The 13,728-nt window shown below is 33.7% G+C and carries 13 protein-coding genes; 12 read left to right on the top strand and 1 reads right to left on the bottom strand.

Annotated features, from left to right (window positions below; genetic code table 11):
• Positions 1-57: 57 nt before the first annotated feature.
• Positions 58-486 (top strand): GNAT family N-acetyltransferase, encoded by a 429-nt coding sequence (locus tag ASF10_RS21605; RefSeq protein ID WP_056254082.1) that lies wholly within the window; start codon positions 58-60, stop codon positions 484-486.
• A 170-nt stretch (positions 487-656) separates the two neighbouring features.
• Here ASF10_RS21605 and ASF10_RS21600 read toward each other — a convergent pair whose 3' ends face one another.
• A complete protein-coding gene (locus ASF10_RS21600; RefSeq protein WP_056254077.1) occupies positions 657-1,493 on the bottom strand; it encodes an AraC family transcriptional regulator in 837 nt (278 codons plus the stop codon).
• 100 nt (positions 1,494-1,593) lie between these two features.
• On the opposite strand from ASF10_RS21600, the gene ASF10_RS21595 reads away from it, so the two are divergent.
• The 11 genes from ASF10_RS21595 to ASF10_RS21545 all read left to right on the top strand — a co-directional run bounded on the left by ASF10_RS21595 (position 1,594) and on the right by ASF10_RS21545 (position 13,704).
• Positions 1,594-2,523, top strand: a complete 930-nt coding sequence (locus tag ASF10_RS21595; RefSeq protein ID WP_056254074.1) for a ketopantoate reductase family protein — start codon at positions 1,594-1,596, stop codon at positions 2,521-2,523.
• Positions 2,524-3,062: 539 nt separating this feature from the next.
• On the top strand, positions 3,063-3,656 hold the full coding sequence (locus ASF10_RS21590) for a TetR/AcrR family transcriptional regulator (protein WP_056254071.1): 594 nt from the start codon (positions 3,063-3,065) through the stop codon (positions 3,654-3,656).
• Positions 3,657-3,899: 243 nt separating this feature from the next.
• Positions 3,900-5,123 carry an efflux RND transporter periplasmic adaptor subunit gene (locus ASF10_RS21585; protein ID WP_056254068.1) on the top strand — a complete coding sequence of 408 codons (1,224 nt, stop codon included), beginning with the start codon at positions 3,900-3,902 and terminating at the stop codon, positions 5,121-5,123.
• Positions 5,124-5,134: 11 nt separating this feature from the next.
• Positions 5,135-8,296, top strand: a complete 3,162-nt coding sequence (locus tag ASF10_RS21580) for an efflux RND transporter permease subunit (RefSeq protein ID WP_056254065.1) — start codon at positions 5,135-5,137, stop codon at positions 8,294-8,296.
• 130 nt (positions 8,297-8,426) lie between these two features.
• Positions 8,427-9,845 (top strand): TolC family protein, encoded by a 1,419-nt coding sequence (locus tag ASF10_RS21575; RefSeq protein ID WP_056254333.1) that lies wholly within the window; start codon positions 8,427-8,429, stop codon positions 9,843-9,845.
• A 420-nt stretch (positions 9,846-10,265) separates the two neighbouring features.
• On the top strand, positions 10,266-10,727 hold the full coding sequence (locus ASF10_RS21570) for a hypothetical protein (protein ID WP_056254061.1): 462 nt from the start codon (positions 10,266-10,268) through the stop codon (positions 10,725-10,727).
• A 92-nt stretch (positions 10,728-10,819) separates the two neighbouring features.
• Positions 10,820-11,479: a Crp/Fnr family transcriptional regulator gene (locus ASF10_RS21565; protein ID WP_241774998.1), complete on the top strand. Its 660-nt coding sequence runs from the start codon at positions 10,820-10,822 to the stop codon at positions 11,477-11,479.
• A 63-nt stretch (positions 11,480-11,542) separates the two neighbouring features.
• Positions 11,543-12,280, top strand: a complete 738-nt coding sequence (locus ASF10_RS21560; protein ID WP_056254058.1) for a GNAT family N-acetyltransferase — start codon at positions 11,543-11,545, stop codon at positions 12,278-12,280.
• Between the two features lie 359 nt (positions 12,281-12,639).
• Positions 12,640-13,020, top strand: a complete 381-nt coding sequence (locus tag ASF10_RS21555) for a DoxX family protein (RefSeq protein WP_056254057.1) — start codon at positions 12,640-12,642, stop codon at positions 13,018-13,020.
• A 10-nt stretch (positions 13,021-13,030) separates the two neighbouring features.
• Positions 13,031-13,243 carry a hypothetical protein gene (locus ASF10_RS21550; RefSeq protein ID WP_241774997.1) on the top strand — a complete coding sequence of 71 codons (213 nt, stop codon included), beginning with the start codon at positions 13,031-13,033 and terminating at the stop codon, positions 13,241-13,243.
• Between the two features lie 83 nt (positions 13,244-13,326).
• Complete coding sequence (locus ASF10_RS21545) at positions 13,327-13,704, top strand: VOC family protein (protein WP_056254053.1); 378 nt, start codon at positions 13,327-13,329, stop codon at positions 13,702-13,704.
• Positions 13,705-13,728 lie beyond the last annotated feature (24 nt).

The following is a 13,728-nucleotide window of genomic DNA, read 5'->3' as shown; positions in this document are numbered from 1 at the left end:
ATATTTGTACGTAAATTATTTTTACTACAAATCCAGAATATCAAACGTCAAAACAAAATGAGTAATACAACTATTATAGTCGAGAAAGTCGACAATCAAAAACAAATAGAAATTGCATTCGAAATTAGAAAACAAGTATTTGTGGTAGAACAAAATGTATCGCAAGAACGCGAATCTATGGATGATGAAGTTGCGGTACATTATTTAGCAACGGTAAACGGAGAACCAGCCGGAGCGGCGCGATACCGTAAAATGGAAAAAGGTGCAAAAATTGAAAGAATTGCTGTTTTAAACTCCTTTAGAGGAAAACGAATTGGCGAAGCTATTTTATTGAAAATATTAGACGATCTAAAAAACGAAGAAAAAGTCTATCTCTACGCTCAGGTAAATGCAAGTCAGTTTTATATCAAAAACGGATTCAGACAAACTGAGAATTATTTTCTCGATGCCGGAATTGAGCATGTCGAAATGGATTTTGTAAAATAAACATTAAAAACATCATTGATCATAAATCTGGACTAAAGTGCAGCTCTACAATATTTATCATTCCTTCGGAATTTTACGATTTATGTGTTTATGCTTGTAAATAAGAGCCAAAGGCTCATCCTATATTGTAGAGCTGGACTTCAGTCCAGTTTAATAGACGCATAGTTTTATTATGAAATGCTAAGGGATTTTTTAAATTGAGATGGAGAAGTTCCGGTACTTCGCATCATAAATTTATTAAAATGACTACTATCAATAAACCCCAAATCATTACTAATCTCTGAAAAAGTCAAATTGCTTTTGCTCAGTTTTTCGGTAATCACTTTCAGTTTTGTCTGCTCTATATAATCCCTCAGCGTAATATTCAAATTGTTTTTAAAATACTCTCCTATATAATGGATAGAAACATTAAAATGATTCGCCATTTCTTTTTTCTTTAACAAATGCGGGTTAGCGATATTTGACCTAATGTAACTTAAAATAGTATCAATCTTCAAAACCTCGGTTGTCTGAATATTTAAATTGCTATTATCTATATTAGTGTTTCTTCGAATAATCTGGATAAGCGACATCATCAAACTTTTGATTATAATTTCGTTTTGTCCTTTTTGCTTATCAACTTCTTCTAGTATTTTTAAAATAAGTACTTCGCAGAAAGCTTTATCGTCTTCAAGAAAAATCAAATTTCCATTGGTCTGATTGTGGTAATAAAACAACTTCTCGATTTCTTCGATCTCTTTTTTGTTCGAAAAAAAATTAGGCAGAAAACGCAGGCAATGAAACTTCGTTGGTTCAAGTGTTTTAAAAGAATGATAATCTTTTGGCGTAAGCAAATAAATATCATTTTGTTTATAGTGGTGAGGAATTGAATTTAAGATATGATTGCCCGTTCCGTATTCGATATATAACAATTCAAAAAAATTATGCCTGTGAAGTTCTTTCTTCCAGGTAAGTTCTTCGACAGAATAAATTTCGAAATCTTTGTAAATAAAAAACGTGTCTTTCATAATCCTTAATTTTTACAAATATAACCTATATTTTTACATCAATTAATGATCCTGAACCTATTTACTTTGCAGCAGAAATTAGAACCCAAAATACTACAATATGAACTCAGAGACAACAAAAATAGGAATTCTTGGACTTGGTGGAATCGGCGGATTTGTTGGTGCTCCATTGGCTAAAAAATATAAAAATAGTGACACTAAAATTATATTCATTTGTAGAGGTGAAATAAAAAAAGCGATTCAAAACGATGGTTTATTATTTGAATCTAAAGGCACGACAGAAACTATATTTCCGGATCTTGTATCAGATAATCCAACAGAAATTGGAATTCTGGATGTATTAATCCTTACCTGTAAATCCTATTCGATAAGCAGTATTTTATCGACTTATAAAGATTGTATAAACGATGAAACAATCATAATCACTTTGCAAAATGTTGTAAATGCCAAAGAAATAATTAGACAAACGTTACCTGAAGTTGGTCTCATTATGGAAGGCTGCATTTATGTAGCTTCGAATGTAAAGAAACCCGGACATGTACAACACATTGGCGGACCTGGAAAAATTTTCGTTGGCGGAAAAGAAAACAAAACCTTAATTGATTTATTAACTGCCGGAGGTTTAGACATTACGTATATTGCTAATATCAACGAAATATTATGGAAGAAATATTTGTTTGTTGCGCCAGTTGCTGCGATAACTTCTGCTTATAAAGTTACTTTTGGTCAACTTCTTGAAGATCAAAATCTAATGCACATTCTGGAAAATATGATGAAAGAAATTCATTCACTTGACAGCAAAAACAATATTGGTTTAACAAACGAAGATATTGAAACGGCTAAAGACTTGTTGACTAAATTTCCGTTTGAATCTAAATCATCGTTACAATTGGATTTTGAAAACCACAATCAAACCGAGAAACAATTTTTAGTAGATTATGTGATTGAAAACGCCATTAAGCACGGAATTGAAACTCCATATTATAATGGTGTAAATGAGAAAATAAATACTCTTTATGGGGTTTCCTAATGCAACTTTATATTAAAACTGGACTAAAGTCCAGCTCTACAATATGAATCATTCCTTCGGAATTTTAAAATCTTTGTGTTTTTAATCTCAGATAAAAAAGAGAGCTGTAGGTTCGAATTATTTTGTAGGGCTGGATTTTAATCCAGCATCATTTTGGGCGCAACCAATATAATTTAATCAGATTAAAATTCAGCCTACAATATGTATAATTACTCTGGAAATTTATCGCTTTATTAAACTACAAATCTCATAAAAAAAATAACTTCTCGCTTAGCCCCGATCGAAACGGCATCCTTTTTATGGTAGGGTTTACCATAAAAAGATATAGTGAAGAGCGGGAAAAATGATCTTGAATACAAAAAATGATCTGCTCCTCAAAAAATATCAAATTACAAAACTCCTTATAACTAAAGGCTTTTGGCGGTTTTTAATACTTGTCTATACAACAATAAGAAAATATTATGATAATTTCATTTCATAATTAGAAAAACCGCCATACATTTGCCTAACGGTGTTAAACAATTTAATACTCATTAAAAATGGCAAGTAAAGATCGAATTTTAAGACAAAAAGAAGAGACAAGAACTAATATTCTTGAGGCTGCTTATGCTATCGTCAAAGAAGAAGGATGGCAAGGTCTGAGTATGAGAAAAATTGCTGATAAGATTGAATATACTGCCCCAATCATTTATGAATACTTTTCGAATAAAGAAGCAATTTTAAATGAATTAACTGGAAAAGGCTTTATTAAGTTAGCAAAAGAACTGCAGGAAGCCCGTGATAAATTTGAAAAGCCGGAAGAACAATTAGAAGCCATGTGGATGGCGTATTGGGATTTTGCATTTACAGATACTGAAATGTATCAGGTAATGTTTGGTGTACAAATGAATTGCTGCTCACAACAATGTTCAGCTCAGGAAAGACCTTATAAATTATTTACTTCGGTAATTGCTGAGATCATGCAAAAAAGCAATCCTACTGATGAAGTTATCAAGCAAAAATATTTTACATTTTTTTCTGTTATTCATGGTTTGATCGCCATAAATATCATTAACAAAAGTGAAATAATGGAAACTATTAACAATCAAATCTTAAAAGATGCGATTGGAGGAATTATAAAATCAATACAATAAAAAAAATTTCATTTTAACTTAACAGTGGTAAATGATTTAATGAAGTAATTTAGCAACTATTTTTTTACTGCTTTACTTAACGCTGTTAGAAAATTTAATACAGTAATACAGAAGCTTTTTTCTATTTTACTTAACAGTGATAAATAATTTAATACCAATTATGAAATAGAATTGGAAGGCATCATTATATGGATTTCTGTACCAATTTACTTAACAACGTTAGATAATTTAATATAATTAAATATGAATTTTGAGAATGCCATAATACCACAATTTTTAAACAACAAGAATGTCCAACAAATTAAAACCAATACTAAAATGAAAAATGTAATTATAACCAGTTTTATTCTGGCACTAGTGCTAAGCAGTTGTGCAGATAAGTCACAAGCTCCTGCAGCTCCGGCTCCCCCATTATTACCAGTTCTAGCTGTAACAAGCGAAAACACTACTACAGATGCTGAATATCCAGCTTCTATACAAGGAACTGTAGATGTTGAAATTCGCCCGCAAGTAAGCGGAAATCTTGAAAGAGTTTTTGTAGACGAAGGAGCTTATGTAAGTAAAGGTCAGACCTTATTTAAAATAAACGAGCGTCCGTTTCGTGAACAATTAAACAATGCATTGGCAAATCTTCATGCTGCCGAAGCTGCTTTGATAAACGCTCAGTTAGAAATTGACAAATTAACGCCGCTAGTACAAAACAAGGTAGTTTCTGATTATCAGTTAAAAACAGCGAAGGCTTCACAAAAAATTGCTGCTGCAAATATCGAACAGGCAAAAGCCATGGTAGGATCTGCTAAAATTAATTTGGGATATACCAATGTTACAGCTCCAGTGAGTGGTTATATTGGCAGATTACCTAAAAAACAAGGAAGTTTAGTTTCTGCAAGCGATATTGAACCATTAACAAACTTATCTGATGTTCATGAAGTTTTTGCTTATTTCTCTTTAGGCGAAACAGATTTCATCAACTTTAAAGCACAATACGCCGGAAACAGTTTAGGTGATAAACTAAAAAAATTACCTCCGGTTACTTTGATTTTGGCAGATAACAACGCTTATCCTCAAACCGGAAAAATTGATATGGTAGACGGTCAATTTGATAAAACTACAGGTGCAATTACTTTAAGAGCGACTTTTCCTAATACTGGCGGGACTTTACGTTCAGGAAACACAGGAAAAATTCGTTTAGGTCTTCAACATGATGATGCGCTTTTGGTTCCTCAATCTGCTACGGTAGAAATGCAGGATAAAGTATTTGTTTTCACAGTAAATAAAGAAAACAAAGTAGCTAAAATGCCAATCACGGTTATTGGAAAAAGTGGTACAAACTACTTAATCAAAGACGGTGTAAAATCTGGTGACCAAATTGTATTAAGCGGTATCGATAAACTTCAGGACGGACAAGTAATTCAGCCAGAAAAATCATCACCTGCAAAAGTTGCCCAAATAATTAATAAAAAATAATTTTTACGAAAATGTTCAAAATATTTATACAAAGACCTGTACTGGCAACCGTTATTTCCATTTTATTGGTAATATTAGGTATACTTGGTCTTACGAAGTTGCCCTTACAACAGTTTCCTGATATTGCGCCGCCATCGGTTTTGGTAACGGCAGTTTATCCGGGAGCGAACGCCGAAACGGTTTTACGTTCTGTGGCGCCATCATTAGAAGAGTCTATAAACGGTGTTGAGAACATGACTTATATGAGTTCTACAGCCAGTAATGACGGATCTCTTGCTATTACAGTTTTCTTTAAATTAGGAACAAATGCAGATCAGGCTGCGGTAAACGTACAAAACAGGGTTGCTCAGGCAACAAGCCAATTACCAGCAGAAGTTGTGCAACAAGGTGTAACTACTGCAAAACAACAAAACAGTTTTATTATGGCAATTGGTATGTATACCGATGATGAGTCAAAATACGATCAGACTTTTGTTGCCAATTATGCACAAATCAATATTATTCCGGAGATCAAACGTATTCCAGGAGTTGGTTCTGCCAGTATTTTTGGAGGTGTAAAAGATTACTCGATGCGTGTTTGGTTAAACCCAACGCAAATGTCTACTTACAAAGTGACTCCAAACGAAATCATGGGCGCGATTCAGGATAAAAGTTTGGAAGCTGCTCCGGGTAAATTTGGAGAGAGAAGTAAAGAAGTTTTTGAATATGTTATTAAATACAAAGGAAAATTAACTAAACCTGAAGAATATGAAAACATTGCTATACGTTCTAATCCTGACGGTTCAGTACTTCGCCTCAAAGATGTAGCGAGAGTAGAACTTGGTGCTTACTCTTATAACAGTTTAACCCGTTTAAATGGTAAAAAAGGAGTTGTAATTGGTATTATCCAGTTAGCAGGCTCAAACTCAAATGATATTCAGGTTGCGATCAACAAATTGATGGTTAAAGCCTCAAAAGATTTCCCAACCGGAATAAAACATAACATTTTCTATAGTACAAAAGTTGCCTTAGATCAATCTATAGAGCAAGTTCAGCATACTTTACTTGAAGCGTTTATATTGGTATTCATCGTAGTATTTATATTCCTTCAGGATTTTAGATCAACATTAATCCCGGCTATTGCTGTACCTGTAGCAATTTTAGGAACGTTCTTCTTCATGCAGTTATTTGGATTTTCGATCAACTTATTGACACTTTTCGCATTAATTCTGGCGATTGGTATTGTGGTCGATGATGCCATTGTGGTCGTCGAGGCCGTGCATGCTAAAATGGAGCACAAACATTTGTCTCCAAAAGTAGCAACTCATGAAGCAATGCACGAAATAACGGGTGCTATTATCTCGATTACGCTGGTAATGGCTGCCGTATTCCTGCCGGTTGGTTTTATGGAAGGCTCAACAGGAGTTTTCTATCGTCAGTTTGCCTTTACGATGGCAATTGCAATTGTAATTTCGGCCGTAAACGCTTTAACTTTAAGTCCTGCACTTGCTGCATTATTCTTAAAAGACAATCACGGAGCACACGGTGATGCAACGTATCAGAAAAAAGGATTTAAAGAAAAATTCTTTAACGGATTCAATAAAAGTTTTGATTCCCTAACCAACCGTTATGTTGGAGGTTTGAAATTTTTAATCCGTAGAAAATGGTTAAGTTTAGGAGGTCTGGCTTTAATTACTGTAGCAACTATAGTAATGGTAAAAACAACTCCTGCAGGATTTATCCCTACAGAAGATCAAGGATTTATTGCCATTGCAGTAAATACACCTTCTGGAACATCACTTGACGGAACTCAAAAAGTAATGACCGAAGCTGAAAACACATTAAGAGGTTTAGATGCATCTCGTTTTGTAACAGCGATTTCAGGTTTCAACTTATTGACGAATTCTACAAGCCCATCTTCTGCAGTTGTTTTCGTATTGCTTAAACCAAATGAAGATCGTGGAGATATTAAAAACATTGATGAAATCATGAATCAGGTTCGTGGTAAACTTGGAGCTATTTCCGGCGGAAGTTTCTTCGTATTTAGTTTCCCAACCGTTCCCGGATTTAGTAACGTAGAAGCTTTAGATTTAGTACTTCAGGATAAAACCGGAGGAAAACTGGATAAGTTTAGCGGAATTTCTCAAAACTTCATCGGAGAATTGATGAAACGTCCTGAAATTGCTGTAGCGTTTACCTCTTTCAAAGCCGATTATCCTCAATTGCAATTGGATATTAATGATGAAAAAGCAGATCAGTTAGGCGTAAAAGTAAAAGACATTTTACAAACCATGCAAACTTATTTTGGTAGTGCGCAAGCTTCTGACTTTAACAGATTTGGTAAATATTACCGAGTTGTAGTTCAGGCAGATATCGCTGACAGAGCTGACCCATCATCAATTGACCGGGTTTTCGTAAAAAACAAAACAGGCGAAATGGTACCAATAAATACTTTAGTAAAACTAACCCGTATTTATGGTTCAGAAACCGCTTCGAGATACAACTTATTTAATTCGATTTCGATCAATGCAATTCCTAAACCAGGATTTAGTTCCGGAGATGTCATTAAAGCAATACAGGAAGTTGCAGCACAACAATTACCTGCGGGTTATGGTTTTGAATTTTCAGGACAAACTCGTGAAGAGATTTCGTCCGGAGGTCAGTCAGCAACGATTTTCTTACTGTGTTTGATATTCATCTATTTCTTACTTGCTGCACAGTATGAAAGTTACATATTGCCATTGGCTGTAATCTTATCAATTCCTGCAGGTATTTTTGGAGTATTTGTTGCCATTGGATTAACTGGAATCGAAAACAACATTTATGTACAAGTTGCACTGGTAATGCTTATAGGTCTGCTCGCCAAAAATGCCATTTTAATTGTGGAGTTTGCGGTACAGAAACGAAAATCTGGTCAGGCATTAGTAAAAGCGTCAATCGATGCTGCAAAACTACGTTTGCGACCAATTATCATGACATCATTAGCATTTGTTGTGGGATTGATCCCAATGATGAGCGCAAAAGGTCCATCAGCACAAGGTAACCACTCTATTAGTATTGGTGCCGCCGGAGGTATGATATCAGGAGTAATATTGGGATTATTTATTATCCCGGTTTTATTCATCATCTTCCAATATTTACAAGAAAAGGTTTCTGGAAAACCAGTAGCCGTAATTCATAACGAAGAAAAATAAAAATGGAAAACTATATAACGACAATCCTCGTAGCCATTATAATTGGCATTGGATACATATCCTATAAAATCTCAAGAGATCTTGAAACCAGAAAAGATACTTGTACAGAAATTTAATGACAACCTATAAAATGAAAAATTATATAACCAAAATCGTGATGGTCGCTATTTTGATCACCACAATAATATCCTGTAAAGTTTCGAAGGATATTGAAACTCCAAAAGATGCATTTCCTGAAAATTTCAGGAGTGCATCGGTTTCAAAAGATACTACGAGTATTGGAGATTTGGAGTGGAAAAATTTCTTTACAGAACAAGATATTATTCAGCTTATCGATAGTGCTGTAGCCAGAAATAATGACTTACAGATTGCTACTAAAAATATCGAAATTGCGCAATACAGATTTACACAATCTAAATGGGGAAATGTTCCTCAGGCAAATTTATTCGTAAACGCAAGTACAAGCAATCCGTCTGACAATAGTTTTACAGGAATGAACCTGAATCAGGCTTTAGGTCAAAAACACATTGACGACTATTCTGCCGGAGCTTCACTTTCCTGGGAAGCTGATATTTGGGGAAAAATCCGTAATCAGAAAAAAGGCGCTTATGCAGGTTATCTTCAATCAGAAGAAGTTAAAAAAGCGTTGCAGACTAATATTGTAGCCAATGTTTCTAAAGGATATTACAATCTTTTAATGTTAGATGCACAATTAGAAATTGCCAAACAAAATTTAAAACTAAATGATAGTACAACAAATATCATTAAATTAAAATTCGATGCTGGTCAGGTAACTTCATTAGGAATTCAACAATCCGAGGCACAAAAATTAGTTTCGGCACAATTGATTCCACAATTAGAACAAAACATTGCCATTCAGGAAAATGCTTTAAGCGTTCTGACAGGATCATTCCCAAATTCTAAAACAAGAACAACACGTTTAAGTGTTCTGGAAGTTAAAAATAATAATGCAATCGGAATTCCGTCTTCATTAGTAAGCCGCAGACCGGATGTAAAAAGTGCCGAATTAGCGCTTAAAGTAGCCAACGCAAATGTTGGAATCACAAAAGCCGATTTGTATCCGTCACTTAAAATTACCGCTCAAGGCGGAGTAAACTCGTTCGAAACAAGTAGTTGGTTCAACATTCCAGCTTCATTGTTCGGAACCGTTGCCGGAGGTTTAACACAACCATTGTTAAACAACAAAAAAGTAAGAACGCAATATAATATTGCTGTTGCCGAAAGAGAAAAAGCAGTTATAAGTTTTAGACAATCAGTTCTGGTTGCTGTTAGCGAAGTATCTGATGCTCTGGTAAAAGTTGAAAAATTGCAACAGCAAGAATCTTTTCTAAAAGAAAGAGTCAAAACGTTGCAACAAGCCATCAAAAATGCCAATTTGTTATTCAAAAATGGTATGGCAGAATATCTTGAAGTTTTATCTGCCCAAGCAAATTTATTGCAAAGTGAGCTGGAACTGGCTAACATAAAAAGAGAGCAATTATCTGCCAATACCGATTTATATCGTGCATTGGGCGGTGGTTGGAAATAATACCCGTTACCCGTTAATTATTTATTTTTTGAGATGAAAACGCTGTGAGACTTAGGTTTTACAGCGTTTTTTTATGCTGTTGAAATGGCACGCGGATTATACGGATTCGCTATCGCGAAAACTCGGATTTAAACCGATTTTTTCTTTTATTCATTATAGTTACCCACAATCTTATCATCTTGAGGAACGAAGGATCACACACGGAACTCTACAAAGATTAGCGATTTAATTTGCGTATTTCTAATGCGATCCTTTACAAGATTGAGAATAAAAAATCCGCGAATATCCGCGCTTTCGCAAAGCGAATCCGTATCATCCGCGTACCATTATCTCAGTTTATTTTTTTATTTTTGATCAAATTCTTTTAAGAACGAAAAATACCATTTCTACAAATAAAACAATCCTAATAAAATTAGCCCCATGAAAAAAATCGCATGCATTGCACTCTTAGCTTTATTCTTTACAAACTGTAAAAAAAATAATTCGGAAGAAGAATTAAAAGCAACAAAAGAACCTGTACCTGCAGTTTCCATAATAAAAAAAGAAAAACCAGAAGAGCTAAAAGATAAAGAAGACTGCAAGGATATCGAAGTAGAAATGGGAGCCGGAAGAGAATGTATAATAGCAAGTACAGATCTTGATAAAGCGTATCAAAATATTATAAAAAACAAAGAAGTAGAAGAAACTGAGTTTTATTTAACTACGATTCCAACCGAAAATAAATCTGTTGAAGTAAATAAAAATGGACTAATCTCAATTGATTATGAAATTACTAAAGATAAAGTTGCTCTTACTATGAATTATGAAGGCGGTGTAACCGAAGTGACGCTCGAAAAAATAAAAAATACAATTAAGAAAAGTATTTATCATTATGCAGATTAATGCTGTAATGAAATAAAAAATTATACTTAAACGTATAAAACCTTTTTGATTTAACCGCTAGATTACTTTTAAGTTTTTAGCGGTTTTTTTTTATGAAAAATCCATCACAATTAAATACTTTTGATCGTGAAAAATTATTACTCAAAATGGTAGCTGAACAAAGTAAATATCTCAAAGATTTAAAATTGAAATTTGAAAGTTATGCTCCTATTTCTGATGAATCCTGGAAATTAATAGAAAGCATAACCGAGTTTCAAGTTGTAAAAAAAGGAGATCTACTTTTAAGGAATGGACAAATTGCAAAAGAAATTTACTTTATAGCAAAAGGCGCTTTAAGAGCTTTTATAACTGATAGAGAAGGAAATATTTACAACAAAAACATCTTTCTCGAAGGAGATCTTGCAGGTTCAACCGCTTCATTAATACAGCAAACGCCTTCTGATTTTGCAATTGAAGCACTCGAAGATGCTACGTTAATCCATCTTAATTATAAAAAATACAGAGAACTGATTTTTGATAATGATGATTTAAAAAACTTTTACATTGCTTACTTAGAAAAAAACTGGGTAATCGAAAAAGAACAAAGAGAAATCTCCATCGTCATGGAAAACGCAACTGAAAGATATCTGGACCTTTTATCGAAACATCCTGATATTTCAGAGAGAATTGCATTACACCATATTGCATCGCATTTAGGAATCACGCCAACACAATTAAGCCGGATTAGAAAAACGCTCGAAAAAGATTTGTAAATCAACATATGTAAAGGTTTGTCATAAAACCTAAAGTTATCTTTGTCTCTCAATTGCATCAAAATGAAAAATACAAACCTCATCGAAGACAATATTAACAACCTTACCGATTTTTGGAAAACCGTAGGAACTCCTTTCCTATCCTATCATAAAAATGATATTTTCGAATATTGTAAAATCGAAAATTCAGGCTGGCCTAATAAATTGTGGCTTCGCAACGATATTACAAAAAATAATCTGCCGGATATTATCAAAACCATGCAATCCAATTCGGGTTTGGTTTTACCGTATTGGGATATCTTCGGAACAAAATCTTATGAAATACTTGAAGCATATGGTTTTGCCTTAAAAACCGAACAAGTTGCAATGGCTTTAAAATTAGATCAGGAATTTACGCTTCAAAATACACTTAGCTTTAAGAAAATAGATAACGAACAAGATGCCAAAATCTGGTCTGATTTATATCCAAATGCCTTTGGCTATGTAATCAGCAAAGAAATCCTGGTTCACAATCACAATAATGTTCATTTCTACCTGGTTTATTACGAAAATCAGCCTATTGGAACTTTTATGCTTTTTCAGACTAAAAACAACATCGGAATTCATGGCGTCGGCGTTATCCCTGAAATGCGCAGAAAAGGCTTTGCAGAAGAAATCATGAAATTTGCCCTTAATCTTTCTATAGATCTAAAAGCGGAATATGCCTTATTGCAAGCATCAGCAATGGGAAAAGATATCTACACCAGATTAGGTTTTGAAGATTTATTTATCATTAAAAATTATATTTTGAAAACCGAGTAAAATGGTACGCGCATGACACGGATTCGCTTTTCGAAAGCGCGGATAAAAACGGGTTTTTTATTTTACTTATTATAGCTAACCGCAATCTTGTCATCCTGAGGAACGAAGGATCTCACGCGGGATTCTACAAAGATTAGATCCAGATTACGGAGCTTTTAGTGTGATCCTTCGTTCCTCAGGATGACAAACTTCTCCAAAATCTTGCATCTTGCATCTATACTCTATTCTCTTAAAACTACAAATCTTCCTCACTTTGTCCTAAATGACCTTAAAATAGTCGCAAATAACTATTCCATACAAAAAATAACATTTGTAAGTTTGTAATACATTAACCAATAACCATTTAAAAAAACAAACCTATGAAAAAAGCAAAAATTATTTTTTGGATTACTACTATTATTATTTTTTTATTCGAAGGGGTTATGCCAGCTTTGACTTCGCAGAGTGAAATGGCAAAAGAGGGAATCAAACATTTAGGATATCCTGAATATTTTGGTAACGCTTTAGTCGTTTTTAAAATTTTAGGCGTATTGATATTAGTCATTCCACAGATTCCTAAAAACGTAAAAGAGTGGGCTTATGCGGGATTTGGTTTTGATTTTATATTTGCCTGTATAAGTCATCTAGCTGTTGACGGCGTTAATTTTCAATCCTTTTTTCCGCTGATATTTTTGGTAATCCTTGCCATCTCCTATACTTATTATCATAAAATTGAGCGATATAAAAATATTGCTTTATAAATTTATCAAAATGATGATCGAAGTTTTTAAAACAAATGTTCAGGAAGTACAACAATCGAAAATGATTGTCGAGAAACTTCTTGAGCATTTTCCAAACAGTTCAATTAATTTTGATTTGGAAGATTGTGATAAGATTTTGCGAATTCATAGTGTGTCAATTTCAAATAAAACAATCATTGACCTTCTTAACGCTCATGGTTTTCATTGCGAAGTTCTTTTATAAGCAAAAAAAACACAATTATCTGATTTTTAAATTATTAAAATTAAAATTGTAAATTTATCGTGCTAATTATTAAACAATAAAAAATGAATTTACCAGAAGGACATCAGACTATAATGCCTTATTTAATTTTAAAAGGTGCCGCACAATTTATCGACTTTACAAAAAAAGTTTTCGATTCAAAAGATTCTAATCAACAAGTTTTACGCGATGACGGAACTGTTATGCATGCCGAAATTACCCTGAACGGAAGCACAATTATGGTTACAGACGAAACAAAAGACTGGACAAAGCAAACTGCCAACCTCTTTGTTTATGTGCCTAATGCTGACGAAACTTATAAGAAAGCATTAGAAAATGGTGCTACAAATCTCATGGAATTAAGCGATCAGGATTACGGAAGAACCTGTGGTGTAACGGATCCTTTTGGAAATGTATGGTGGATAACATCTGTGAGTCCCTAATTTCAATTTCAAAAAATCAACAAA

Source organism: Flavobacterium sp. Leaf82 (assembly GCF_001422725.1).
In the GTDB taxonomy this organism is placed as follows: domain Bacteria; phylum Bacteroidota; class Bacteroidia; order Flavobacteriales; family Flavobacteriaceae; genus Flavobacterium.
Note: the sequence above shows the minus strand (reverse complement) of the source record. Positions and strands in the feature narration are given on the sequence as shown.

Excerpts from the sequence above, each read along its gene's own strand:
- ASF10_RS21605 (WP_056254082.1), top strand. The coding sequence starts at position 58 with ATGAGTAATACAACTATTATAGTCGAGAAAGTCGACAATCAAAAACAA.
- ASF10_RS21600 (WP_056254077.1), bottom strand. The coding sequence starts at position 1,493 with ATGAAAGACACGTTTTTTATTTACAAAGATTTCGAAATTTATTCTGTC.
- ASF10_RS21595 (WP_056254074.1), top strand. The coding sequence starts at position 1,594 with ATGAACTCAGAGACAACAAAAATAGGAATTCTTGGACTTGGTGGAATC.
- ASF10_RS21590 (WP_056254071.1), top strand. The coding sequence starts at position 3,063 with ATGGCAAGTAAAGATCGAATTTTAAGACAAAAAGAAGAGACAAGAACT.
- ASF10_RS21585 (WP_056254068.1), top strand. The coding sequence starts at position 3,900 with ATGAATTTTGAGAATGCCATAATACCACAATTTTTAAACAACAAGAAT.
- ASF10_RS21580 (WP_056254065.1), top strand. The coding sequence starts at position 5,135 with ATGTTCAAAATATTTATACAAAGACCTGTACTGGCAACCGTTATTTCC.
- ASF10_RS21575 (WP_056254333.1), top strand. The coding sequence starts at position 8,427 with ATGAAAAATTATATAACCAAAATCGTGATGGTCGCTATTTTGATCACC.
- ASF10_RS21570 (WP_056254061.1), top strand. The coding sequence starts at position 10,266 with ATGAAAAAAATCGCATGCATTGCACTCTTAGCTTTATTCTTTACAAAC.
- ASF10_RS21565 (WP_241774998.1), top strand. The coding sequence starts at position 10,820 with ATGAAAAATCCATCACAATTAAATACTTTTGATCGTGAAAAATTATTA.
- ASF10_RS21560 (WP_056254058.1), top strand. The coding sequence starts at position 11,543 with ATGAAAAATACAAACCTCATCGAAGACAATATTAACAACCTTACCGAT.
- ASF10_RS21555 (WP_056254057.1), top strand. The coding sequence starts at position 12,640 with ATGAAAAAAGCAAAAATTATTTTTTGGATTACTACTATTATTATTTTT.
- ASF10_RS21550 (WP_241774997.1), top strand. The coding sequence starts at position 13,031 with ATGATGATCGAAGTTTTTAAAACAAATGTTCAGGAAGTACAACAATCG.
- ASF10_RS21545 (WP_056254053.1), top strand. The coding sequence starts at position 13,327 with ATGAATTTACCAGAAGGACATCAGACTATAATGCCTTATTTAATTTTA.